The organism is Clostridium nitrophenolicum, assembly GCF_055391695.1.
In genome coordinates this window covers 4,587,186-4,613,789 of sequence record NZ_AP042469.1, presented here as the reverse complement: position 1 = coordinate 4,613,789, position 26,604 = coordinate 4,587,186, and the positions used below count along the sequence as shown (strand labels likewise).

Sequence of the window (26,604 nt, the reverse complement as noted above, 5' to 3'; positions counted from 1 at the left end):
TAAATTATAAAACTAATATATGTATAATTGTAAAACAATATGTTAATAAATTGTTTACGAGTATGATTTAATTATATAATAAAAATATTAACTGTTTTAAGTAAAAGTGTAATTTAAGGTTATTTTTAACGATAATAATGTTGAAATTACGCTTAATTAAAGTATAATTTATCAAAAAACAACTAATTTTGCAATAAAGTTTATATATAAAAATTTTTTCTCAATCCTATTTATTTGAGGAAATATATTAGGGGATTTTAAAGGGGCTATTTACATAATAGAAATAGTGTAGCATAATATATTTGTTATAAAGAAAAAATCTAGGAGGAATTGGAAATGTTAGATGATGAATTAAAACATGAAGGACTTATTATAGATGAAAAAGAAGCTAAAAGACAATTCTTAGAAGAGTTAAGAAATAAAAATATGGAAGAAAATAAGAAAAAGGAAGACAATAATACTGCTGATAATGCCAATGATAAAAATAGCGAAGCAGTAAGTAATGAAGAATCAAGTATTAAAGAAACAGTTGTTGATGAAATAGCAGATGAAGAGGTAATAAGCAAAGAGCAAATAGCAAGCAGTAAGGATACAGAAAGCAAGAAGGAAACAGTAGACGAAGAAGAAATAATAAATGAAGATCCTAAGAATGAAGAAGTAGTAAGTGAAGAGCCTAAGAATGAAGAAGTAGTAAGTGAAGAGATAGTAAATAAGGAAGATACAGTAGAGCTGGAAGAGTCTAAAGATGAAGAAACAAATAAGGATGAGAAATCAGAAAGTACAGCTTTAGTCTCAGAAGATAGTGATACTCCTTCAAAAGAAAGAAAATCATTTTTAAACAGTGCACTTAAAGTCTCTTTAATAGATACAGCAGTAACGGCATTAACATCCCTTGTTGGTGTTTACTTATTTGATGTGATTTTAAGGCTAATATTTGGATACTATGTAGCAGACTTTAAAGGAGTATATATAATTATATTTTTAATAATACTAGTTTTGTATCCAGTTATCATGCAGAAATCGAAGTGTGGAAAAACTTTAGGGCAAAAATTCAGTAAAATATAGACACAAGAAAGGGAAGAGTAATAATTGAAAAAAGGCAATGAATATGAATTTTATATAGAAAAAACGGAATTCCCAGCTACAGGTGTAGCAAATTATGATGGACTTAAGGTGTATATAAAAAATGCTTTTCCAGGACAAAAAGTAAAGGCTAGAGTTTCAAAAAAAAGAAGAGAATATGCGGAAGCTAAGATAACAGAAGTACTAGAGAATATAGATTATGCAAAAGAAGTAGCTTGTTCTCATTTTAATCTTTGTGGCGGATGTAATTCTCAATTTCTTCCTTATGAAAATCAATTAGAATTTAAAAAAAATCAAGTACTGGAGCTTTTAAGCAATACAGGTATTAAAGACTTTGAATTCCTTGGCATAGAAAAAAGTCCAGAGGAATTTGAGTATAGAAATAAAATGGAGTTCTCCTTTGGTGACGAAGAAAAAGGTGGAGAACTCACATTAGGCATGCATATAACAGGAAAAAGCTTTGGAATTGTAAATGTTCACGGTTGTCAGATAGTAGATGAAGATTTTAGAGTGCTTTTAGATACTGTAGTAAAGTATTTTAGAGAGAAAAAACTTCCTTATTATAGAATAATGAAAAGGGAAGGTTATTTAAGAAATCTCGTAGTAAGAAAAGGAAAAAATACTGGTGAAGTTTTAGTGAATATTGTTACCACTTCACAAATAGATTTTGATTTTAACGAACTAACCAATATACTGCTAAACTTAAATTATAATGGAGAAGTAAAGGGCATATTACATACTATAAATGATAGTTTTTCTGATGTAGTTCAAGCTGATAGCGTTGAAATTTTATATGGAAGAGACTATATAATAGAAGAGATTTTAGGTCTTAAATTTAAAATAGCCCCAGAATCCTTTTTCCAAACAAATTCAAAGGGAGCTGAAAGTCTTTATAGTATCGTAAAAGATTTCTTAGGAGATGCTTCTTCTAAGGTAGTTTTTGATTTATACTGTGGAACTGGAACTATAGGGCAAATTGTGGCTTCTAAGGCAGCAAAAGTTATAGGTGTTGAACTTATAGAAGAGGCTGTAAAGGCTGCCAATGAGAATGCAAAGCTTAATGGTTTGTCTAATTGTAACTTTATAGCTGGAGATGTAGCAGAAGTTATAAAAACTATTAAAGATAAACCAGACGTGATAATTTTAGATCCACCAAGACCTGGAGTTCATCCTACTGCATTAAATTATGTTATACAATTTAATGCACCGGATATAATCTATGTATCATGTAATCCGAAAACTCTAGTGACAGACCTTCAGGTATTACAAAATGCTGGATACAAGGTTGATAAGGTTAAACTCATGGATATGTTCCCGCATACACCGCATATCGAAACTGTGGTGAAGTTAAGTAAGTAATATCAAGGGCTAGAAAGCTTTTAAGCAAATATTAAATTGTGTTTTCCGTTCCCCCCAGACTAAGGTTTGGGGGGATTTTTTACCTAATAAGGAGAGAAATACGGGTATTTGTTTTGGAAAAAAGGTTTAAAGGCATTTTTGTAAAATTGAGGTTTCCTAATACCTTAGTATTTATATTGTTATTTCCAACACTGGATAATATTCTATATTTTTTATGTTATAATTATATTCATGCTAAAATTATATTACGGGAGTTGAACATTATGGAATATAATAAACTTAATGAAAAAGCAAAAACGTCATGGATGTTAGCAAGATTTATAACAACGGTTATAATATCAGCATTATTAGGGATAGGTAAATGGTTTTTTACTTATAAACTGAAAGCTAACTTTTTTATAAAATTAGATATACACATTAGTGTAACAATTATTGTGATAATAGGATTATTGTTATTAAATACATTTATATATCCAGCTATAGAATATGCTAAGTGGAAATATGCCATAACTAAGGACAAGATAGAGTTTTCAGAAGGAATTTACTCTATAACTACAACTATAATTCCTATAGTTAGAGTTCAACATATAAAGGTAAATCAAGGGCCTATAAATAAAATTTTTAATTTAGCAGATATAAGCATACATACAGCAGGAGGAAGTCATAAAATACCTAATATAGATATGAAAAAGGCAGAAGAGATAGGTGAGTTTTTAAAAGATAAAATAAGAGAAAAGGTGGAAGGCTATGATAAATAATATTAATAGAAACCACTGGATATATATAATAAAAAATTTAATTAATCTTATTAAAAATAGCATTTTTATATTTATCTTATTAGCAGTAAATAAAAGAGGGATTTATTATATTGGACTTTTATTAGTTGCAATAATTGTTATATCAATACTAGAATGGAGAAAGACAATATTCTATATTGATGATGATTTATTAGTATATGAAAAAGGTGTTATTTCAAAATCAAAGGAAGAAATTCCTTTCAGTAAGATAAATACAATAGATGTTGGACAAACTTTATTAGATAGAATGTTTAATGTATTGACCATGAAGATAGATACTGGAAGCGCTGTGGCTGCAAAATCTGAATTAAAAATAATGGCAGATAAGGAATGTATAGAAGAGCTTAAGGATATAATTTTAAGTTCAAAAAAAATAGATACAGGTGAAAATAATGAAGCCGCAGAAAGTAACATAGTAAATATTACAGTTAAAAAAGTTATAACTAATGGTGAAATATTAAAATATGCATTGACTAAATCTAAGCTTGGCTGGGCAGTAGGAGGTTTCTTTTTATTAAATAATGTATTAGATGATATAGGAAAATTTTTAGATATATCCTTTTCTAAGTTTATAAGCAGCAATATGAATATAGATTTTATTAAGGTTAAATCAATTGCTATTAGTATTGCAATTTTAATAGGATTTGTAGTATTAATATATATTTTAATAACAATATTATCAATAGTATTTGAATCAATACGTTTATACAATTTCACAGTAATGTCTAATGAAGAAAAAATAAGCATATCCTATGGAATTCTAAGTAAGAAGGAATATTCTTTTAATATAGATAAGATATATGGAGTGAGATACAAACAAAGCATATTACAACAAATTTTAAATATTTATACAGTAGAAATTATAACCATAGGATATGGTGATGAGAAAGATGAAAAAGCATTATTATATCCTATAGCAGATGATAATTTTAAAAACAAATTCATAAAGAAACTATTACCTAATATATCTTTTGAAGGAGAAGTGAATAAACCTCCTAAGAGTAGTTTAATAAGATTTGTGTTAAAAAATTTTATAATATGGTTTATTATATTAATACCAGCATATATATTTATAAGAATTGCACCACAAAATATTAAATTATTAATTGTTATACTTATATTAAGCTATTGTTTAATTTCAGGATATCTAAATTACAAAAATACATCATTAGGAGTTTCAAAGAAATCTTTAATAGCAAGCACAGGAGCCTTTTCAAAGGTAACAACAATAATAGGACAAGATAACCTTCAATCAATAACTAAAAATCAAGGAATATTTCAAAAAATGGGTAAGGTTTGTGATTATAAGATAGATATATATTCTAATAAACTTGGAGATATTCTTCACATAAGGCATATGAGGGAAGAGATATATACACAATTGCAAAAAAATTTAATTTTATAAATCAGGGAATGCTTGATTATAAATTTATTAACATTACTATGATGGAAAAACTTCTGTAAAGCTAGCTAGCGAATATTATGAAGAAGGAGAAGCCTGTTGTTTTTATTTAGGCTTCTCCTGTGTTTTTTAAGTTTACATACGCATTGCCATTGGGAGCATGAATAGTATTTAAGGATAATTATAACAAAAATATAATATTATTTTTATTATCGTAATAAATGTGTATTTTTACTTTAATTTTATATAGTAATTATTGTGTAATTGTACAAACTTATGATAGAACATGAAATGCGAGTAAGAATTAATTAAAAGGAGGAATAAGTAAATGCCAAGCAAAGATAAAGACGAATTAGTATCTAAAGACAATGAAACATTAAATAGATTAAAATTAGGAGCTAATGAATCTGGAAGTTGTGACTATCCTAATATACAAAGATTTGGCTTCACTTCTAAAGAAAAAAAATCATCAGATGAAGAACTCAATCAAATGGAATAGAGAATTAGAAAAAGAATTTATATTAATAAATTAAAACTATAAAGTACAAAGGAGTAGATTTGGAGAAATTTACTCCTTTGTACTTTTATCATTTAAGTTAATTTTCTAGTTAGTTTACCTATGAAATTGTAATTTGAATTAGTTAAAGTTCTCCAAAAATCTTCATAAAATCTACATATAATTTCTGTATAATATAAAAAATATATGCTCTAATAATTAACAACAGGCATTAGGTTAAGGAGAGATAACATTGAATAAGAGATTAAAGCAACTTTTAATGGTATTGGCATTTACGGTAACAGCTAACAGTGTAGTTTTTGCACAACCAGCATCAAATAGCAATAATTCATATTCAAAGGTTCAAGAACTTGAAAGAAATATAGAAAACTTGGACAACCAAATAGAAGGTATAATGGATAAAATCAGTGATAATAAAAAGCAGATACTGACAAAAGAAAAGGAAATTAAGAATTCAGAAAATGAATTGAAAACAGCTGAAAGTGACATAAAAAAAGAAAAAGAATTGTTTAACAGGAGAATGAGAGCACTTTACATAAATGGATCTAGTGGATATTTAGGTATGATTTTAGGTTCTAACGGACTTGGAGATTTAATTTCAAGAGCTGACATGGTTGGAAAAATAATAAGTTTTGATAATAAGGTTATTTCAAATTATAAGATAAAACAAAAGAATATTACCGATAAAGTGGATAAGCTAAAAACAGAAAACAAAAAACTATTGGTGTTAAAAACAGAAAACGAAAAGAAACTAAGCGAACTTAATAAAAATAAAAGTGATCAAAAAAAATTAATAGAACAAGCTAAGCAGCAGCAAAGACAATATGCAGCAGCTGAACAAGCATCAGTGAGTACAGCTGTGAACCAAGTTGCTAATATAAGAGCTGCAGCACCTAAAGTAACTCTATCTAGAGGAGCATCATCTATAAGCAATGATAATGTTGTAGCATATGCTTCAAATTTTCTAGGAACACCGTATTTATGGGGTGGAACTACACCAAGCGGGTTTGATTGTTCAGGTTTTACTCAGTATGTGTATAAACACTTTGGAATTTCTGTAGGAAGAACTACATATGATCAGATAAATGATGGAGTAGGTGTATCAAGAGATCAATTACAGCCAGGAGATTTAGTTTTCTTTGGCAAAGGTGGCGATCCTACTCACATGGGAATGTATGTAGGTAATGGTGCATATATACACGCTCCTCGTACTGGAGATGTAATTAAGATTTCACCAGTTGATAGAAGCGACTATATAACAGCTCGTAGGGTTAAATAATATAAAGATTTATAAGTGTATAACTATATTTTAAAAAATGAGTTTCTCCATATTTTCTCCATAGTTATAATTTATAATTAACTCAAACAACAGGTTGAGATAGTTGAAAAATTAATATTTTAGGAGGAAATCAATATGTTTTGTGGATTTGGAGGTTCAGGTTTTGGATTTAGCCCATGGATGTTTATGATGATGGGCATTAGAATATTAGTATTCATAGTTTTAATAGTATTTGGAGTTAAGCTTATAAAAAATTATACATCAAAATCTAACGGTGCTTTAAAAATACTTGATGAAAAGTTTGCTAGTGGAGAAATTAGTGAAGAAGAATATATTAAAAGAAGAACTGTTATGACACAGAAGAAATAGAAAGCTTAATTTCTAGAAAAAGCTAACTGTATGCCCTCTAGTTTTTAGAACTAGGGGGTTGATTTATATTTATTAATAATGATGGTTTGAGATATGATAAAATATAATAAAGTTTAAAAATGGGATGTTACGATAAAGAGGTGTTAATAATGAGTGATATAAAGACAATATTAGTAGTTGATGATGAACCTAAGATTGTTGAAGTAGTAGAAGCTTATTTAAAAAAGGAAGGCTTTAATGTGTTAACTGCTGAAGATGGTGAAAAAGCGTTAAAATTATTTAAAAATGAATTAATTCATCTAGTTGTTTTGGACTTAATGCTTCCAAAAATATCTGGAGAAGAAGTCTGTAATAGAATAAGAGCAACGTCAGATGTCCCTATAATTATGTTAACAGCAAAATCAGAAGAAGATGATAAGATTGAAGGATTAGCTATTGGAGCAGATGACTACTTAACTAAGCCTTTTAGTGCTCGTGAATTAGTAGGAAGAGTCAAGGCGCTAATTAGAAGGGCTTATAGAGATTCTAGTCCTCTTGCAGATTACTTAATTTTTAATAATGGAGATTTAGAGATAGACATAAATAAGATGAAAGTGAAAAAAGGCGGTCAGTACGTAAATTTAACTACTAATGAATTTAAGATATTATTAGCGCTATTAACTAATCCAGGGCAGGTATTTTCAAGGGAACAATTAGTGGAAAGAGCTTTTGGATTAGATTATGAGGGTTTTGATAGGACTATTGATAGTCATATAAAAAATATAAGGCAAAAGATAGAAGATAATCATAAAGAGCCTAAATATATTATCACAGTTTACGGTATGGGATATAAGTTTGTAGGTTAATAACAGGTGTATTAACTAAATATATTTCAGGTTTATAAAGAGTAGGAGTGGGCTGAAATGAAAATGTCCTTGATGAAAAAGTTATCTGCAGGCTTTCTTCTTGCAGTAATAGGAGCGATATTAATAGTAAGTTTTATTTCAAATTATATGGTTGGAAAAAAGTTTAACAACTATTTAATAGATGAACACAAAGATAAAGTAAATAAAATCATAATTACTGCCCAGGATTTATACAATGATAAAACTGGATTTTCGAATTTTAATAAAGATGAACTATTGCGATATGCAGTATTAGAAGAATTTTATATACAAGTAAAGGATTCCAGTGGAAATGTAGTATTTGATTCAGGTAATTCTCACCTTCAGCATAGAAGCATGATGGAATCAATGATGGGAACTATGATGAAAAATGGTATGGGCAACCACTCTAGTATGAATGTAGGAGAATATAAGGAAGAGATACATTCCTTAGTAAAAGATAAAAAAAATATCGGTACAATAGTTGTTGGATATTTTGGAACCTCATATCTAAGTCAAGGAGCTTTGACTTTTAAAATGACATTAAATCATTCCTTTATACTCTCAGGGTTTATAGCTCTACTATTTGGACTTGGAGTAAGTTTTATTTTAGCTAAGCAGCTTACGAACCCATTAGTTAAGATAACTAAAACTGCTAATGAAATGAGAAGAGGGGATTTAACTATTCGTTCAAAAGTTAAAACTAAAACTAAGGAAATAGAAGAACTTTCAGCTTCAATAAATTATTTAGCGGAAACCTTACAAAACCAAGAAATGCTTAGAAAAAGATTGACTTCTGATATGGCACATGAAATTAGGACACCTCTCACTACACTTAAAACTCATGTAGAAGCATTGCTAGATGGTATATGGGAACCAACAGAAGAAAGACTTAAGGGCTTTTATGATGAAATAGAAAGATTAACAAGCTTAGTAGATAATCTTCGTAATTTAGCAAAATTGGAGCAAGCAGATTCAAAATTAAATAAGACAAAATTTAACTTATCAAGTGAAGTAGAAAAAGTTATATTAAACTTTGAGCCTTTATATTCAAAAAACAATCATGTTATTATATCTAATATTGATAAAAATATATGGGTGTATATGGATAGAGATAAGTTGAAGCAGATAATGCATAACTTATTATCAAATGGTTATAAATATTTAAAATCACAGGGGAAAGTAGTAGTAGAACTTAAAAAAGAAAAAGAAGGTATTTGCATTAAAGTTCACGATAATGGAATAGGTATTCCAGAAAAAGATATACCTTATATATTTGAGAGGTTTTATAGAACTGATTTATCCCGAAGCAAAAATACGGGAGGGTCTGGAATAGGGCTGACTATTACTAAAAGTTTAGTAGAGTCTCATGACGGAAAAATAAGTGTGGAAAGTAAAGAAGAAGAGGGAAGTACATTTATAGTACAATTTCCTAAACAGACAATTTGTGAAATTAGTAAGGAGGAGTGGTAATTACTTCTCCTTATATTTATGTAAAAGTATACTGAAGTTTATTTAGTGTTAATAAAAAATCTTGCAAAATATTTATTTTTACAATGGGAAACCACTATTGAGAAGGTGAAAATATACGATAATATACGTAATATTATGCAGAAATATATTTCGACAACATTACAAAAGGAGGATTAATCATGAAATTAAGTGTCAACTTTAAAAGTATTCGTACAAAACTAATAATAAACCTTATCAGTATTTGTTTAGTTCCGCTGCTTATTTTAGGATTAGCAACTTACTTCCAATCTAAAAGTATTTTATCTAAAAAGCTAGAAGTAACGAGTAAGCAGACTTTAACGGAAATAGACAACGGTTTAAACAATTATTTTACTGCTATATCAGCACCAATAAAAATGCTCTCAACTAACATTAATTTTGTAGAGGGTGATAATGAAGAAAGGCTTAAGTATGCTGAATTTTTACTAGGTGATGTAAAAGAAAGTAATCCTGATATATTAAATACATTTTATGGTACAGAATCGGGAAAGTTTACTGCTTATCCTAAACTTGAATTACCAAAGGATTTTAATCATAAAGATAGGTTATGGTATACCTTAGCACTAGAAAAAAAGGGACAAATAGCTATTACAAAACCTTATAAAGATGTTCAAACAGGAAAATTGGTAATATCTTTATTGAAAACTGTGGAGAAAGATGGTAAAGTTGTTGGCGTAGTGGGCATAGATATGTCATTAGATACATTATCCAATACATTATCTAAATCAAAAATAGGTGATACAGGATATGTATTCATAGCTGATAATAACGGTGTAACTATTTCACATCCTAAAAAAGAGATGATAGGTACAGATACTCCTACGAAGCTGGGTTTCTGGAATGATGTGAAAAATAATAAAGATGGCTTTACAAAGTACAATTACGGAGGAGAAAACAAATTTGCTACATATAAAACCAATGCAGTAACTGGATGGAAAATGGTAGCTTCTATGAATGAAAGTGAGCTTAGTAAAGATTTAAATAGCATCAGATCTTCAATATTAATAGTGGTGCTAATTGTAGCTGTCATTGCTATATTTATAGCTACAGTTATAAGTAAGGGAATTGCAAATAATTTAAATAAAATAAAGCATGCTTTTAACTTGGCTTCTAATGGGGATTTAACTGCAGAAGTAGACATTAAATCCAAAGATGAGTTTGGGGATTTAGGAAAAGACTTCAATATTATGATTGATAATATATCAAACTTAATGAAGAGTGTAGAAGCTTCCTCAAAGACTGTGTTAGAAACTTCCTCAAATCTTGCAATTATGGCAGAGGAGACTACATCTTCAATAGGACAAGTATCACATGCTATAGAAGAAATAGCTTCAGGAGCTACACATACAGCACAAAGTGCTCAAGAGGGAGCTGAGGATATACAAAATTTATCTGAGGGATTAGATAAAATAGAGATATCCACAGAAAAAATGGGAGAAATATCTACTAGTGCAAGACAACTTGGATCACAAGGATTAGAAATGGTAGAGGTTCTTGGAGAGAAGTCTGATAAAACTAAGCTGGCAGCATTGCAGGTTAGCAGCATAGTTAAAGAAATGAACAGCAGTACAGATCAAATTGATGCTATTTCAGGTACAATTTCAGATATAACTGAACAAACAAATCTTCTATCTTTAAATGCATCTATTGAAGCTGCAAGAGCAGGAGAAGCTGGTAGAGGCTTTGCGGTGGTAGCAGATGAAATAAGAAAATTAGCAGAGCAATCTAAAAATTCTACTGAAGAAATTAAAAAAATAATAGAAGACATTAAGTCAAAATCAACTACTGCTGTAAGGGCTATGGATGAAACAGAGGTTGTTGTAAAAGATCAGGAAGAGGCAGTTGTAAAAACGCAAAAGATATTTAGGGAAATAATAAATTCTATTGGAACTTTAACTGAAAAGGTTGATGAAATTAAGACGCATACAACAGATATTAATAATAAGAAGGAAAAAGTTGTTGGACAAATTGAAAATATTTCATCTATATCCGAAGAAACAGCTTCTGCTACAGAAGAAGTATCTGCATCTGCAGAGGAGATTAATGCTACTATGGAGGATTTTACAAGATATGCAGAGCAGCTAAAAAGTCTTTCGGCAGAGTTAGAAAGAGAAATAGGTAAATTTAAACTGTAGGCTAAATTTTTAGTTAGTTTTCCTATAAAAGCTTAGTATGTGACAACAGAATTGCATGCTAAGCTTTTAGTGTTCTTAACCTAAAAAATATAAAGAATAAAGATTTTTTAAAAATAATATTTTTGTGAAATTAAGGGAATTAATAATGCAGTTTATAGATAAACTAATATAGGATACATAACAAAGATCTAATACACAATGAAAAGGAGAATGAAGTTATGAAAAAATTTGTTTGTACAATTTGTGGTTACATACATGAAGGAAATGAACCACCAGAAGTATGCCCTATATGTAAAGCACCTGCAGAAAAGTTCAAGGAAGTGACTGACGGGTTAGATTGGGCAGATGAACATAGAATAGGAGTTGCTTCAGACTCAGATGCAGATGCAGAAATACTTGAGGGATTAAGAGCTAATTTTACAGGAGAATGTACTGAAGTTGGAATGTATTTAGCAATGTCAAGGCAAGCTGATAGAGAAGGCTATCCGGAAGTAGCAGAGGCATACAAAAGAATTGCTTTTGAGGAAGCAGACCATGCAGCAAGATTTGCTGAGCTCTTAGGTGAGGTCGTTAAGGCTGATACTAAGTCAAATTTAAGTGCTCGTGTTGAAGCTGAGTATGGAGCTTGTGAGGGCAAGAAGAAGCTAGCAACTCTAGCAAAACAAAAAAACTTAGATGCTATACATGATACAGTACACGAAATGTGTAAGGATGAAGCTAGACATGGTAGAGCTTTTAAAGGCCTATTAGAAAGATACTTTCAATAATAAAAAAAGGGATGCTTTTTTAGCAAGCATCCCTTTTTATCATTAGCAAGGCATTATTCTGGTTTAAAAGTATGACAATTTGTTTCTTCGTATAAATTAGCGCCATCCCCAGTTACCTGTATACTGTCAGCATAACAGCATTTGTTGTGATTATATGTACAGCTATGTACATTGCATACTATAGCAATACATTCATCACTATCATAATTAGTGTTGTTAGTTAGTGTGCTATAATGATTTCTATCTAGAAAAGAAGCACAATTAGTTTGTTCAGAGTTTTCTGCATTTCCTCCAGCTACATTTATACGATTGGCATAGCAGACGTTACTTTTATTATGAGAACATTTAGTAACATCACAAACTATTTTAGGCATAAAATTACCTCCTTAAATCTTTATGATTTTAATAAACCAATATTAGTTTTAGCTAAAGTTTTCATAATATACAGCAGGTAGAGTATGTTATTAACATTAGTTGAATGTAAAGTTATCGACATAAACATACAATATAATCTATGCCTTAATAGAAATAAAAAAGTGTTAAAGTAAGCGAGAAGTAAATGCAATTATCTCAAAAATATGACATAATATAATAAATAGATGAATTATTAGACATATAGGGGATGATATTTTGAACTGGGAAGACAACTTTAAAATATTGCATGTAGATGATGAAGTAGATTATTTAAACATTATGAAAGAATTGCTAGATGAAAAAGGTTATAATTCACAACAAGCTTTATCTGGCATGGAGGCAGTAAAGAAGCTAAAAGAAGAAAATTTCAACTTAGTTATAACTGGATTAAAAATGCCTGGCATGGATGGTATTGAATTAATGGATAGAATAAAAAAAGAGTATCCAGATATTGAGGTTATAATAGTAACTAATTATGGCTCTATTGAAAATGCTGTACAAGCAATGAAAAAGGGAGCCTTTAGTTACTTTGTAAGAAACAATAAGCCAGAAGAACTATTATTGGAAATTGAAAAGATAAGAAAGTTCTGGAGACTTAAAAGTGATAATGACTTTTTTAGAGATCAGCAAAATGATAATAGTTATATAGTGCAGACTTATAATGAAAAGTACAGAAATATTCTTAATATAATTCGTAAAGCCTCCAAAAGTAATGTAAATATATTGATAACCGGTGAATCTGGAGTAGGAAAAGAAGTATTAGCCAGGTACATACACCAAACTAGTGATAGGCAAGAAGGCCATTTTGTTGCTGTAAATTGCCAGGCATTATCTGAAAATTTGTTAGAATCAGAACTTTTTGGCCACGAGAAAGGATCTTTTACTGGGGCTATTGAGAGAAGAATCGGAAGATTTCAGCAGGCTAATGGAGGAACACTATTTTTAGATGAAATTGGAGAAATGCCTGTAAGCGTTCAGATAAAACTTTTAAGAGTCTTAGAAACAAGAACTATTGAAATGATAGGAAGTAATAAGAGTATAAATGTAGATTTAAGGCTTGTGTCTGCCACTAATAAAAATATAGAAAAAGCTATTCAAGAAGGCAATTTTAGGGAGGATTTATTTTATAGAATTAACACTATAATATTAGAGGTGCCTCCTTTAAGAGAAAGAAAAGAAGATTTAAATATGCTTATCGAGTTTTTTCTTAAAAAATGTGCAAAGGAACAAAAGAAAAAAATTGATAATGTAGAGCAGGGAGTAATGGATTTTTTACTTTCCTATAGTTACCCGGGAAATATAAGAGAACTTAGAAATATAATTGAAAGGCTAGTTGTTCTATCAGAAAATGGTGTTGTAAGATTTGAAGATTTGCCGGAGAGAAGAAAGATATCTATAGCAAATACAGATAATTTAGAAGAGATAATACCTTTGAGAGAGTTTAGAAAGTATACAGAAAAAGATTATATAAGCAAAGTGCTGAAAGAGTGTGATGGAAGTTTAAATAAGGCAGCAGAATGTCTTCAAATAAGTAAAAGACAGCTATTTAATAAAATTGCAGAACATAACATCAGGTGAAATTTTTTTCATAATAAAAGTGAAGAAAATTTCACTTTTATTATGAACTTTTTTATTATATGCACATATCTATCGCATTTAAGAGATGCAAATATATTGGCACGTAATTTGCTTTATATAATAATGCATAAATAAAAAAGGGGGAATGTACTATGCAAGGAACAAAAGAAGAAGCAACTACCTTAAAAAAAGAAATCAGCCTTACGCAGGCAACACTGCTTGTGGTTGGTATAGTAATAGGTAGTGGGGTATTTTTCAAGCCTGCAGCGGTATTTAAAAATGCAGGGGCACCAGGACTTGGAATACTTGCTTGGGTAGTTGGGTGTGTAATTACTGTAGCTGGAGCGCTTACAATTGCAGAAATAGGTTCAGCTATTCCAAAGGCAGGTGGATTGTTCGTTTATTTAAAGGAATTGTATGGAGAAAAGTGGGCATTTTTACTTGGATGGATGCAGACCGTTATATATTATCCAGGAATGAGTGCTGCTTTAGCGGTAGTATTTGCTACACAATGTACAACCTTTATCGACTTGTCACCAACAGCACAAAAGGCAGTATCTGTAGGACTAATTATATTTCTTACTATTGTAAATATTGTATCAACAAAGTTTGGAGCTAAGTTTGCATCTTTATTTACTATAGGAAAACTCGTACCTATAGCTGTAATCATTATTTGTGGTCTTACTATGGGTAAAGTTCACGAGTTTACTCCATTTGTAACATCAGCAAGTACTGGAGCAGGTTTTGGTACTGCACTTTTAGGAGTTTTATTTGCCTATGAAGGATGGATTGCGGTAGCTAATATGGCAGAGGAAATGAAGAATCCTGCAAAGGATTTACCTAAAGCTATAATACTTGGAATGGTTATTATAACTATAGCTTACTTAGGTGTTAACTTAGCTATAATAAATACTATGCCAGTAGAGCAAGTTGCAGCATCTAAAAAAGCAGCTTCTGATGCTTCAGTAATTTTATTTGGACCGATAGGTGCAAAGCTTATTGCAGCTGGAATATTAATTTCAATTACCGGATGTCTAAGCGCATTTATAATGACAGGTGGTAGAATGCCATACGCTATGGCTGTGGACAACTTATTTATATTCAAAGGATTCTTTGGAAAACTAAGCGAAAAATCATCAACGCCTGCTAATGCGGTTATTTTCCAAAGTGTGCTTGCGGCTGTATATGCTTTATCAGGATCTTTTGAAACTTTAACTAATTTAGCTACATTCGCTATGTGGTTATTCTTTATACTTGGTATAGCTGGTGTATTTAGATTAAGAAGAAATTTCAAACACTTAATACCAGAAAATTCATATAAGGTTCCATTGTACCCTGTGATACCTATAGTAGGTGTGGTTGGAGCACTATATGTTGTAATAAGTACTCTTATTACTGACACTATGAATGCATTATTTGGAATCGGACTTACATTAGTAGGGTTACCTATATATATGTATATCAAAAAAACCGACTCAACTGAAAAAAAGGCGGCTGTGTAAAGATAAATTAATATCCTTACATAAAAAAATAGGGGGCAAAATGGGGGACAAACTTCTTCTTTAGAAAAGGTTATTCGAGTCTTATAGGTTGGTAATATAATTTAGTAAAATTGAGCGTGTAGTCATCGGATAAAAGTGAATAAAATAAGCTATAAGAAATTTTTTCCTGATATTAAAATTTGATTGAATTAAAACGGATTGAATATTAAATGAACTTTTTCCCTACAATTAAAAAATAAGATTGAATTAAAAATAATAAAATATAATTGAATTTTTAAAGACACTCCTAATAATTTTATTTCCAAACTATGATAACAGAGAGAAATCATAGTTTGGAATTTTTTGCGCTAGATATCTAATTTAAGTGCTTGACTTATTAGCGGTATCCATAGGAGTACCTTGATTAAGGCAATTATAGAAGTTGGATATCTATATATTACTATATGAAAGGATTGAAAATAGATATTGCTGTGATATAATATAGAAGAATAAAATTTTCTTATAGATAAAGTTTTATGAATAAGTTTATTTTATAGAAGGACACCTTTTTAAAATTAAGGTGTTCTTTAGTCGTTGAATAAGCTTATAGTAACGGTGAATTAATCTTAAAGTCTAAATTAGATAGAGGTAATGATTATGATAAAAACTATAGAATACTCACAAGTTGAAAAAAATGATATAGAAAATAAGTATGTTCTTGTTGATGTAAGAAGCCCTAAAGAGTTTTCAGACTCAACAATTCCAGGAGCAGTTAATGTTCCACTTTTTACAAATGAACAGAGAGAGCTTATAGGAACTGTTTATGTAAGGGAAAGCATTGAAAAGGCAAAGAAAATAGGAGTAGAGGCTGCTTCTAAAAATTTGCCAGGCATTTATGATAAAATAAACGAGTTAAATAAGAATTACAAAGGATTAGTATTTTTCTGTGCGAGAGGTGGCATGAGAAGTAGCTCAGTGGTAGGCTTTGTTGAAGCGCTTGGTGTACGCGCATTTAAGTTAGATAAGGGTTATAAGGGTTATAGAGCCTATATAAATGAGCAACTCCCATGTACTGTAAGGGATATTAAATTTGTTGTAATTCATGGAAATACAGGGGTTGGCAAGACAAATATTCTAAAAAGATTAGAAGAACAGGGGCATGATATACTAGACTTGGAGGGATATGCTAATCATAGAGGTTCTCTTTTAGGAAGTGTAGGGTTAGGTGAACAAAATAGTCAAAAGCAATTTGAAAGTTTAGTATATGACAAATTAAAAAATAGAAAAAGCAACCTTGTTTTTGTTGAAGGGGAAAGCCGAAGAATAGGAAAGATCATGATACCAGACTATATATTTAACTCAATGAAAAGTGGAGAGCATATAAAAGTAACTGCAAATATAGATTTAAGAGTAAAAAATATACTAGCTGATTATGTTCAAAATGATGATTCAGAACTTATAGAATCATTAAATAAACTGAGAAAATATATTAGTGAAAAAAATATTGATAAGTATATTGATGAAGTAAGTAAGAAAAATTACGAATATGTAATTAGAGAGTTAATGATTAAATATTATGATCCTATGTATGAAAATAATAAGTATGACTTTCGATTAACTTTAGAGCATAAAGACATAGATGAAACTTGTAATATAATATTTGATTGGGCAAAATCTAATTTAGAATTTTAATGTAAGGCATCTGAAAGAAAATAAATTAGCATACTGGATAGTTATTTTCTTTCAGATGCCTAGATCCTCTAGTTCATTTGAATTAGGGGATTTATTATTGTATAATTCATAATTGATAACCTAGAAAGATTTTAAGGTTAGATATTGAACTTTGAATGAGAACATTTGTTTTTGTTTTTGTTTTTTGTTATAATCGTAAGCATGGTAACAAAGAATACTACGGATAAGGATAAATAAAATTTGGAGGAAGCAGATGGAACAAAAAGAGGAAAGAGTACAGGTCTATGATGTAACAGCCTTAACTTCCTTAGAAAAACTAGAACCGGTTCGAGTAAGACCAGGAATGTATATAGGTTCTACGGGAATTAAGGGACTTCATCATTGTATATGGGAAATTTTGGACAATTCTATAGATGAAATATCAAATGGATTCGGAGATAGTGCTGCTGTTATTTTAAATAAAGATAAGACTGTAACTATTGTAGATAATGGAAGAGGAATACCTACTGGAATGCACCCTACTAAGAAAAAGTCTGGTGTTGAAATGGTGTTTACTGAACTTCATACAGGAGGAAAATTTAACAACGATGTATATAAGACTTCTGGAGGATTACACGGTGTTGGAGCTGCTGTAGTTAATGCACTATCAAAATGGCTTGAGGTAGAAGTAAAACAGAATGGACGTATCTATAAACAGCGATTTGAGAATGCGTATGATAGAACTGTGAAAAGAGAAATGCCAGGAACTCCTGTGACATCATTAGAAGCTGTAGGAAATACTAAAGAGACAGGTACAAGAGTAACTTTTATGCCAGACAAAGATGTTTTTTCTGTTACAGAGTTTAAGTTTGAAGTTATAGATGAAAGACTTCAAGAATTAGCATTTCAGAATAAAGGAATAACGTTAAAATTAGTTGACAATAGAAGAGATGAAGTAGTGGAAAAAGAGTATCATTCTGAAAGAGGACTACTGGATTTTATAGATTATCTAAATGAAAGCAAAACACCGCTTCATAACCCACCTATTTTATTCGATGGAGAAAGAGAAGTAAATGGTTTAAACATGTATGGTGAGGTATGTGTTCAGTTCACTGATTCTACTACGGAATATATAGCAAGTTACGTGAATAATATTCCAACTACGGAATCAGGAACTCATGAAAGCGGTTTTAAAACTGGCATGACTAGGGCCTTTAAGGAATGGGCTAAAAAGCTTAACCTTATAAAGGAGAAAGATAAGGAATTTGAGGGGGATGACTTAAGAGAAGGAATGACTGCTATAGTCAGAATCAAAATAAGTAATCCTATATTTGAAGGTCAGACTAAAACTAAGCTTGGAAATACAGAAGCTTATACCATGATGAACGATTTAGCTTATACTAAATTTTCTGAGTGGATAGAGGATAACAAGGACACTGCAGCATCTATGATAAATAATGCCCTAGATGCAGCTGCAAGACGTGAAAAGATTAAAAAGATAAATGAAGCGGAAAAAAAGAAAATAGGAAAAGGTACTGCACCGCTAGCAGGAAAAATAGCGGTATGTACTATGAAAGATCCTACTGTTTGTGAATTTATTGTAGTTGAGGGGGATTCTGCAGGAGGCTCTGCAAAGCAGGCTAGAGACAGAAGATTCCAGACTATAATGCCTTCTAAAGGTAAAATAATGAATACCGAAAAGCAGAAGCTTGAAAACGTGCTTGGAAGTGAGGAGCTTAAGATATTCAATACAGCTATAGGTACTGGAGTTTTAGATAATTATAAAGAAGATGATTTAAAGTATGACAAGATAATAATAATGTCAGATGCTGATGTGGACGGGTACCATATTAGAACGTTATGGATGACATACATCTATAGGTATATGAGATCAATAATAGCTAATGGACATCTTTATTTAGCGCAGCCACCTTTGTATAAAGTATATAAGCAGGGAAAAGGTGGAGAAATTGTGAAATATGCTTACAGTGACGATGAGCTAGAAAAAGTAAAAAAAGAAGTAGGAAAAGGCGCACTGCTCCAAAGATATAAAGGTCTTGGAGAAATGAACCCTCAGCAGCTTTGGGAAACTACACTAAATCCAGAAACAAGAACTCTGCATCAGATTACAATAGAAGATGCAGCTAAGGCAGAGAAAATGGTATCGCTGCTTATGGGAGACGTAGTAGCACCAAGAAAAAATTATATGTATAAGTATGCGGAATTCTAGGGAGAGGGAGTTAGGTAATGGCTAAAAAACATACAACGATTCCAAGTGATAAAAATATAATTAAAATATCTATTGAAGAAGCTATGCCAGATAACTATTTACCCTATGCGGTAGAAGTAGCAAAAGATAGAGCACTTCCAGATGTACGTGATGGGTTAAAGCCTGTACACAGAAGAATAGTCTATGGCTCATATATGCTTAAAGCATTTCCTGATAGACCATACTACAAATCAGCAAGAATTGTAGGGGATATATTAGGTAAGTATCACCCACATGGAGATACATCAGTTTATGACGCTATGGTGATACTAGCTCAAGATTTTACAACAAGAGAACCTTTAATTGATGGCCAAGGGAATTGGGGTTCTCAAGATGGAGACAATGCAGCGGCTATGCGTTACACAGAGGCAAGACTTACGCCTATTGCTATGGAAATGATAAGAGACATAGAAAAAGGAGTAGTTAACATGGTGGATAACTACTCTGGATCTGAAAAAGAACCAGAAGTATTACCAGCAAGATATCCAAATCTGCTTGTTAATGGAGCTTTTGGTATAGCTGTAGGTCTTGCCACTAATATACCACCACATAACTTAGGAGAAACAATAGATGCATCTATTGCTTACATCGACAATCCAGAAATAACTACTAAAGAAATCATGAATTATGTTAAGGGACCAGACCTTCCAACAGGTGGTATTATAATAGGAAAGAATTCTCTTATATCTGCCTATGAAACTGGAGAAGGTAGAGTTACATTAAGAGCGAAAACTTCTATTGAAAGACTGGAGAATGGCAGACTAGGAATAGTAATTACCGAGTTTCCATATAGAAGAAGTAAAGCAAAGCTGCTTCAAACTATTTCTGAAATGACTGCAGATAAAAAGCATTCTAAAGCCTTAGAAGCAATTTCGGATATTAGAGATGAATCTGATAGAACTGGAGTTAGAGCAGTAATAGAGTTTAAAAAGTCTGTAGAAGAGGATATGGTAGATAAGGTTCTTAAGTACTTATTTAAGAGAACTGACCTGCAGTGCAATATTTCTTTTAATATGGTTGCACTAGCTGATGGAAAACCTCAAACATTAGGATTAAAATCTATACTTCATCATTATGTAAACTATCAGAAAGAAGTTGTTACAAAAAGAACAGAAAGAGAACTTATGATAGCCTCAAAAAGATTTCACATTGTTGAGGGATTCATTAAAGCAATAGGCATAATGGATGAAATTATAGAAACCATAAGGGCTTCAAAGTCAAAAAAAGATGCTAGTAAAAATCTTATGGATAAGTTTGGATTCACGGAAACTCAGACAGAAGCTATATTAGAGCTTATGCTTTATAGACTTACTGGACTTGAGATTGTAGCCTTTGAAAAGGAATATAAAGAGCTGGAAAAAGAAATAAAAAGGCTTAATAAAATACTAGGAAGCGAAAAAGAGCTTTTTAAAGTAATAAAGAAAGAGCTTCTAGAAATAAAGGAAAAGTATGCAGGTGCAAGAAAAACTGCCGTAGTAGAAAATGATGAAGAGGCAAAAATAGATGTGGAGGAACTTATAATAGAAGAGGACATTGTTATAACAATGTCAAATGAAGGTTTTATTAAAAGAGTGCCTCTCAAAACTTATAATCGCTCCAATGCTGAGATAAGTGATATAGAGTATAGAGAAGGAGACTTTAATAAGTATATTATTAATTCAAATACAAAAGATATTTTAATGTTCTTTACTAATAAAGGAAATATGTATCAAACTAAGGGAATTAATATTCCTGAATTTAAGTGGAAAGAAAAAGGCGAAAGACTGGATAGTATAATACGAGGTCTTGATCTTAATGAAGAAAAAATCATAGCAGTCCACAGCATTGATAACCTAAATGCGCAGAAGGATTTTATGTTATTTACAAGTAATGGAGCTATGAAAAAGACAGAGATAAGTAAATTTAATACAAACTACACTAAAATCATGGCCTTAAAATTAAAAAATACAGAAGAGCTTATAGATGCTAAATACGTAGAAAAAGATAGAGAAGAGAAATCTATAAACATCAAAACAGAGTTAGGTTTATGCTTTACTCTAAAAGAGCCTAAATTAGAGGCTGCGGATAGAAATATAATGAGTACTCAAGTTTTTAATCTATGTTCAAAGGATAAAGTAATGAGTGTAGAATTTACAGAGGAGTTCTCACACAAAAGCTTTAATATATGTATTGATAAAATGGGAACAATTAAAGCTCTAGATGAGTCAAAAGGCGGCAGAGGAATAAGTACTCTAACCAATTCTTCATCAAAAATTTTAGTTTTTTCAAATGATGGAGTTGTATATTCGATGTCTGCAGTAATGCTGCAGAATATAGGGCAAACCGGAATAAATATAACTGAACTTTGGGACGATATAAATAAAAATAACATAATTAACATTATTTCAGTAGAAAGCTTTGAAGAAGAAGCAAGTATATATTTCTTTACTAAGAAGGGTATGGTAAAGAAAACGCCATTGAGCGAATTTGAAGGGGAATATCTTTCAACTATTGGGTATAAATTTAAAAATGAAAAAGATATTTTAATAAATGTTCAATTTAATAAAGATTGTAGTGAAGAGGTAATTTTGATAACTAAGAAGGCAATGTGCATAAGGTTTGATGGAGATAGTGTAAATTATATGGGTAAAATAGCATCAGGTGTTACAGGTATAAGCCTTAAGGAAGATGATGAAGTAGTATATGCATCATTATTAAAGGATAAAAAAGATTTAAATAAAAATATCATAGTAAAATCATTAAAGAATAACGAAGAAAAAATAAACGTTAGTGATATAAAATCACAAAACAGAGCTGGAAGAGGAAAGCCTATGATGTTGATTGTTATGGATGATTATGTAAAGAAGATAGAAATGAAATAACTTAATATTATATAAGCATCAAAGTCATAATATGACTATAAACTAAGTTAATTATTTAACTTTTATTTACTAATTGTAATTAATAAAATCTTGCTGTATAATAAAACTACAAAGAAAATATTAAGTAGGCAGAGATTAGAGAGCCGCGTTTAGAAGGGTTTAAATAACTTTTTTTGACGTGGCTTTTTTACGTCTTGTGGCTATACTTAAGTTTTTGCAAAACTCAGTGTAACCGGTTACAAATCGATGTTACAAAACAAAATTATGTTTGGGAGGTAATAACATGTCACATTTAATGGCTGAATTTTTAGGCACAGCAATGTTAGTTTATTTAGGAGATAGTGTTGTTGCAAACGTTTCTCTTACTAAAACTAAAGGAAATAACGCAGGCTTGATAGTTGTTACTACTGCTTGGGCATTTGCAGTTGGGATTCCTGCAGCAATATTTGGTGGAGTTAGTGCTCATTTCAATCCAGCACTAACAATAGCACTAGCTGCTATTGGTAAGTTCCCAGGTGCTGAGGTACCAGGATATATAGTTGCACAAATGGCAGGCGGAATTGTAGGAGCTGCACTAGTTTGGTTAACTTACTTACCACATTGGGCAGAAACTGAAGATAAGCGCACTAAGCTTGGGGTATTTAGTACAGGCCCAGCTATAAGAAGTTTACCTTCAAACTTCTTAACAGAACTTCTTGCTACAGCTACTTTAGTATTTGGAATTCTTGGCTTAGGAAATATAAAAGCTGTTGATGGTCTTGGACCAATTTTTGTCGCTGGCTTAATCTGGGTTCTAGGTCTTTCATTAGGCGGACCTACAGGATATGCTTTAAATCCAGCTAGAGATTTGGCACCAAGAATAGCGCATGCAATATTACCTATAGCTGGTAAAGGCGATTCTGACTGGGGATATTCTTGGGTTCCGGTTTTAGGTCCAATAGTTGGTGCATTAGTTGGTGCATTTCTATTTGTAGCTGTATTCTAATAATATAATCCTCTAAAAAGCTATGGACAAAAGAGGCACTATTCTCCTTGAATGAAATACTAAAAAATGGTAAAATAAACATGTTACCAAAAATATAACAACTTAAAGGAGTCTTGACTATGATTAATTTAAAAGAAAGTTTAGTAGAAAATCCAGTAATAGCAGCTATAAGCAGTGATGAGGATTTAGAGAAGGTTTTGTACAGTAATGCTGCTATTGTATTTATACTATATGGCGATATCATCAATATTTCTAAAGTATGTGCAAGACTTAAGGAAAAGGGGAAAATTGTTTTTGTACACATAGACCTTATTGAGGGATTAAGAGGAGATTCGGCAGGAGTTAAATATATTAAAGAATATGCTAATCCAGATGGTATAATAAGCACTAAAGCTTCGAACATCAAGTGTGGAAATCACCTTGGATTATATACTATTCAAAGAATTTTTATAATAGATTCATTATCTTTAAAAACAGGGATAAAAAATATTCGAGAGACAAAACCAACTGCTGTAGAAGTTATGCCCGGTATTGCAACGAAAATAATAAGTTTTTTAGAAAAGGAAGTTAACTCATTTATTATAGCAGGTGGTCTTATAAAAGAAAAAAAAGATGTTATGGATTCATTAGCAGCAGGAGCGTTAGCTATATCTACTACTGAAAAAAAATTATGGGAATTATAAACTTCATTTAAAATTTAATCAATGAAGCTCTCTGGCGGGGGAGAGTTTAGAGTAAAGTAAAACTTAAATCAGATTGAGTTTTAAACATATCTAGTTCTTAGTTGAACGAATTCAGAGGAATGCTGCCTCTTATCCCAATATTATTTAAATGGAGATAAGAGGTGGTAGCTATCAATGAAGTGTAAACGTTTGTTAAATTTTGGTTAGTTGATTAAAGGGAGGATAATTATTATGGCAAAATATATAATGGCATTGGATCAAGGAACTACAAGTTCAAGATGTATTATATTCAATAAAAAAGGACTAGTTGTAAGTGTGGCTCAAAAAGAATTTAAACAAATATATCCAGAAGCAGGTTGGGTTGAACATGACCCAATGGAAATATGGGCTACTCAATTTAGTGTTGCATCAGAGGCATTATTAAAGGCAAATATAGAAGCAACTGATATAGAAGCTATAGGTATTACTAATCAAAGAGAAACAACTGTAGTGTGGGATAGAAGAACTGGTCTTCCAGTTTATAATGCAATAGTATGGCAGTGCAGAAGAACAGCTAACGTATGTGATGAATTAAGAGCAAAAGGTTTTGATAAAATAGTTAAGGAAAAAACAGGCTTAGTTTTAGATGCATATTTCTCAGGAACAAAAGTAAAGTGGATACTTGATAATGTACCAGGAGCAAGAAAAGAAGCTGAAGCAGGAAACTTAGTTTTTGGTAATATAGATACTTGGCTTATATGGAACTTAACAAAGGGAAAAGTACATGTAACTGATTACACAAATGCATCAAGAACAATGCTTTATAATATACATGAGTTAAAGTGGGATAAGGAATTATTAGCAGAACTTGATATACCAGAGTCAATGCTTCCAGAGGTAAAGCCATCAAGTTGTGTGTATGGTGAGACTGATAAGGCATTATTTAATGCATCAATTCCAATAGCAGGAGATGCAGGAGATCAACAAGCAGCATTATTTGGACAAACTTGTTTTAAACCAGGTACTGCTAAAAATACTTATGGTACAGGCTGCTTCCTTCTTATGAATACAGGAGAAAAAGCTGTTGAATCTAAAAATGGTCTTTTAACAACCATAGCTGTCGGCATAGATGGAAAAGTAGAATATGCTCTTGAAGGAAGTATATTTATAGGTGGAGCTTCAATACAATGGCTTAGAGATGAGCTTAGAATGATAAAATCAGCTCCAGAATCAGAAAAATATTGTACAGCAGTAGAGGATACAAATGGAGTTTATTTAGTACCAGCCTTTGTTGGACTTGGAGCTCCATATTGGGATCAATATGCAAGAGGAACTATCGTAGGCTTGACAAGAGGAACAAAGAAAGAACATTTTATAAGAGCTACAGTAGAATCATTAGCATATCAAACTTATGATGTGTTAAAAGCTATGCAGGAGGATTCAGGCATAGAATTAAAAGCATTAAAAGTAGATGGAGGAGCTTGCGCAAATAACTTCTTGATGCAGTTCCAATCAGATATATTAGGTGTACAAGTAGATAGACCAGAGGTTATAGAAACAACTGCATTAGGAGCAGCATACCTTGCAGGTATCGCAGTAGGATATTGGAAAGATAAAGATGATGTAGCTACAAATTGGGCTATTTCTAAGAACTTCGAACCAAATATGGAAGATGAAAGAAGAACTGAATTATTAAAAGGCTGGCATGAAGCAGTAAACAGATCTATGGGATGGGCGAAATAGTTTTTAGTTGAGAGTTGAGAGTATCAGCTCTCAACTTTTTCTTTATATGCTATAATAAAAAAGAATAACAATTGGTGAAGAAAGGTGGTTAACAATGAAGAAGGCGATAGTTTTACTTGCAAAGGGGTTTGAGGAAGTTGAGGCCCTTATGGTAGTTGATGTACTAAGAAGAGGAGGAGTACATTGTATTACCTGCTCTATAAATGGAGAAGAAGAGGTATTGGGCTCTCATAGTATTCATGTAAAAGCAAATAGTCTATTAGAGAAAACTGATGTAGATAAATACGATGCATTAGTTATTCCTGGTGGAATGCCTGGCGCTGCCAATCTGAGAGATAGTGAAGAAGTTATCAATCTTGTTAAAAAGTTTAATAATGAAAATAAATTAATAGCTGCTATTTGTGCAGGTCCAATTGTTTTGGGAAAAGCAAGTATACTCACTGATAAGAAAGCTACCTGTTATCCAGGCTTTGAAAATGAATTAGGTACAGAACTATATTGTGAGGAAATAGTTGTGCAGGATAAAAATATTATCACAAGCAGGGGGCCAGCTACAGCTATATACTTTGCTTTTAAAATATTAGAAAACCTTGCTAGCGAAGAAACAGTTAAAAATTTGAAAGAAGCTATGCTAGTTAATTTTGTAGAGAGTAAATTCCTATAAATTCAAAATAACTTTGAAAAAAGAATAAAATAATGTAAATTTATTCATAAAATATAAAAAGACACCATCGTAATTCATTATGAGTTTGATGGTGTTTAGTTCGTTTGTAATACTGAATGTATAATTAGAATAAGTGTATAATTAATCATTCATTATACTATTTATTTAGAATAATGTGATAATTTTCAAAATG

General features: G+C 31.1%; 21 protein-coding genes. 20 read left to right on the top strand and 1 reads right to left on the bottom strand.

What is annotated here, in order from left to right; all coding sequences use genetic code 11:
* The first annotated feature begins 336 nt into the window (after positions 1 to 336).
* The 11 genes from ACZ5N4_RS21850 to ACZ5N4_RS21800 all read left to right on the top strand — a co-directional run bounded on the left by ACZ5N4_RS21850 (position 337) and on the right by ACZ5N4_RS21800 (position 12,083).
* Entirely contained in the window at positions 337 to 1,065 is a 729-nt protein-coding gene (locus ACZ5N4_RS21850) for a hypothetical protein (protein ID WP_464204603.1), read from the top strand.
* Between the two features lie 24 nt (positions 1,066 to 1,089).
* Complete coding sequence (rlmD, locus tag ACZ5N4_RS21845; RefSeq protein ID WP_464204602.1) at positions 1,090 to 2,442, top strand: 23S rRNA (uracil(1939)-C(5))-methyltransferase RlmD; 1,353 nt, start codon at positions 1,090 to 1,092, stop codon at positions 2,440 to 2,442.
* Positions 2,443 to 2,705: 263 nt separating this feature from the next.
* Positions 2,706 to 3,200 (top strand): PH domain-containing protein, encoded by a 495-nt coding sequence (locus ACZ5N4_RS21840; protein ID WP_464204601.1) that lies wholly within the window; start codon positions 2,706 to 2,708, stop codon positions 3,198 to 3,200.
* Positions 3,190 to 4,644 (top strand): PH domain-containing protein, encoded by a 1,455-nt coding sequence (locus ACZ5N4_RS21835; protein WP_464204600.1) that lies wholly within the window; start codon positions 3,190 to 3,192, stop codon positions 4,642 to 4,644. Before ACZ5N4_RS21840 ends, ACZ5N4_RS21835 begins: the two co-directional genes overlap by 11 nt.
* Positions 4,645 to 4,969: 325 nt before the next feature.
* Positions 4,970 to 5,140: a hypothetical protein gene (locus ACZ5N4_RS21830; protein WP_464204599.1), complete on the top strand. Its 171-nt coding sequence runs from the start codon at positions 4,970 to 4,972 to the stop codon at positions 5,138 to 5,140.
* Positions 5,141 to 5,390: 250 nt separating this feature from the next.
* Positions 5,391 to 6,437 carry a C40 family peptidase gene (locus ACZ5N4_RS21825; RefSeq protein ID WP_464204597.1) on the top strand — a complete coding sequence of 349 codons (1,047 nt, stop codon included), beginning with the start codon at positions 5,391 to 5,393 and terminating at the stop codon, positions 6,435 to 6,437.
* Between the two features lie 135 nt (positions 6,438 to 6,572).
* Positions 6,573 to 6,806, top strand: coding sequence for an SHOCT domain-containing protein (locus ACZ5N4_RS21820; protein WP_464204596.1), 234 nt, complete (start codon positions 6,573 to 6,575; stop codon positions 6,804 to 6,806).
* A 149-nt stretch (positions 6,807 to 6,955) separates the two neighbouring features.
* The gene (locus ACZ5N4_RS21815) at positions 6,956 to 7,651 is read left to right on the top strand and encodes a response regulator transcription factor (protein WP_464204595.1); all 696 of its coding nucleotides are present in this window, start codon (positions 6,956 to 6,958) and stop codon (positions 7,649 to 7,651) included.
* A 57-nt stretch (positions 7,652 to 7,708) separates the two neighbouring features.
* Positions 7,709 to 9,142, top strand: a complete 1,434-nt coding sequence (locus ACZ5N4_RS21810; RefSeq protein ID WP_464204594.1) for a sensor histidine kinase — start codon at positions 7,709 to 7,711, stop codon at positions 9,140 to 9,142.
* A 179-nt stretch (positions 9,143 to 9,321) separates the two neighbouring features.
* Positions 9,322 to 11,316: a methyl-accepting chemotaxis protein gene (locus ACZ5N4_RS21805; protein WP_464204593.1), complete on the top strand. Its 1,995-nt coding sequence runs from the start codon at positions 9,322 to 9,324 to the stop codon at positions 11,314 to 11,316.
* 218 nt (positions 11,317 to 11,534) lie between these two features.
* Entirely contained in the window at positions 11,535 to 12,083 is a 549-nt protein-coding gene (locus ACZ5N4_RS21800) for an NADH peroxidase (RefSeq protein ID WP_178908145.1), read from the top strand.
* 53 nt (positions 12,084 to 12,136) lie between these two features.
* Here ACZ5N4_RS21800 and ACZ5N4_RS21795 read toward each other — a convergent pair whose 3' ends face one another.
* Positions 12,137 to 12,457: a DUF1540 domain-containing protein gene (locus tag ACZ5N4_RS21795; protein ID WP_464204592.1), complete on the bottom strand. Its 321-nt coding sequence runs from the start codon at positions 12,455 to 12,457 to the stop codon at positions 12,137 to 12,139.
* A gap of 256 nt (positions 12,458 to 12,713) precedes the next feature.
* On the opposite strand from ACZ5N4_RS21795, the gene ACZ5N4_RS21790 reads away from it, so the two are divergent.
* The 9 genes from ACZ5N4_RS21790 to ACZ5N4_RS21750 all read left to right on the top strand — a co-directional run bounded on the left by ACZ5N4_RS21790 (position 12,714) and on the right by ACZ5N4_RS21750 (position 26,411).
* Positions 12,714 to 14,075: a sigma-54-dependent transcriptional regulator gene (locus ACZ5N4_RS21790; RefSeq protein ID WP_464204591.1), complete on the top strand. Its 1,362-nt coding sequence runs from the start codon at positions 12,714 to 12,716 to the stop codon at positions 14,073 to 14,075.
* A 152-nt stretch (positions 14,076 to 14,227) separates the two neighbouring features.
* Positions 14,228 to 15,577, top strand: a complete 1,350-nt coding sequence (locus tag ACZ5N4_RS21785; protein ID WP_464204590.1) for an APC family permease — start codon at positions 14,228 to 14,230, stop codon at positions 15,575 to 15,577.
* A 636-nt stretch (positions 15,578 to 16,213) separates the two neighbouring features.
* The gene (gene mnmH, locus ACZ5N4_RS21780) at positions 16,214 to 17,248 is read left to right on the top strand and encodes a tRNA 2-selenouridine(34) synthase MnmH (RefSeq protein ID WP_464204588.1); all 1,035 of its coding nucleotides are present in this window, start codon (positions 16,214 to 16,216) and stop codon (positions 17,246 to 17,248) included.
* A 253-nt stretch (positions 17,249 to 17,501) separates the two neighbouring features.
* Complete coding sequence (locus ACZ5N4_RS21775; RefSeq protein WP_464204587.1) at positions 17,502 to 19,457, top strand: DNA gyrase/topoisomerase IV subunit B; 1,956 nt, start codon at positions 17,502 to 17,504, stop codon at positions 19,455 to 19,457.
* A 17-nt stretch (positions 19,458 to 19,474) separates the two neighbouring features.
* A complete protein-coding gene (locus ACZ5N4_RS21770; RefSeq protein ID WP_464204586.1) occupies positions 19,475 to 22,357 on the top strand; it encodes a DNA topoisomerase IV subunit A in 2,883 nt (960 codons plus the stop codon).
* A gap of 283 nt (positions 22,358 to 22,640) precedes the next feature.
* Complete coding sequence (locus tag ACZ5N4_RS21765) at positions 22,641 to 23,342, top strand: MIP/aquaporin family protein (protein WP_464204585.1); 702 nt, start codon at positions 22,641 to 22,643, stop codon at positions 23,340 to 23,342.
* Between the two features lie 122 nt (positions 23,343 to 23,464).
* Positions 23,465 to 24,025, top strand: a complete 561-nt coding sequence (locus tag ACZ5N4_RS21760; protein WP_464211028.1) for a glycerol-3-phosphate responsive antiterminator — start codon at positions 23,465 to 23,467, stop codon at positions 24,023 to 24,025.
* 231 nt (positions 24,026 to 24,256) lie between these two features.
* Positions 24,257 to 25,747 carry a glycerol kinase GlpK gene (gene glpK / locus ACZ5N4_RS21755; protein WP_464204583.1) on the top strand — a complete coding sequence of 497 codons (1,491 nt, stop codon included), beginning with the start codon at positions 24,257 to 24,259 and terminating at the stop codon, positions 25,745 to 25,747.
* A gap of 94 nt (positions 25,748 to 25,841) precedes the next feature.
* Positions 25,842 to 26,411: a DJ-1 family glyoxalase III gene (locus ACZ5N4_RS21750; RefSeq protein ID WP_464204582.1), complete on the top strand. Its 570-nt coding sequence runs from the start codon at positions 25,842 to 25,844 to the stop codon at positions 26,409 to 26,411.
* Positions 26,412 to 26,604: the final 193 nt, after the last annotated feature.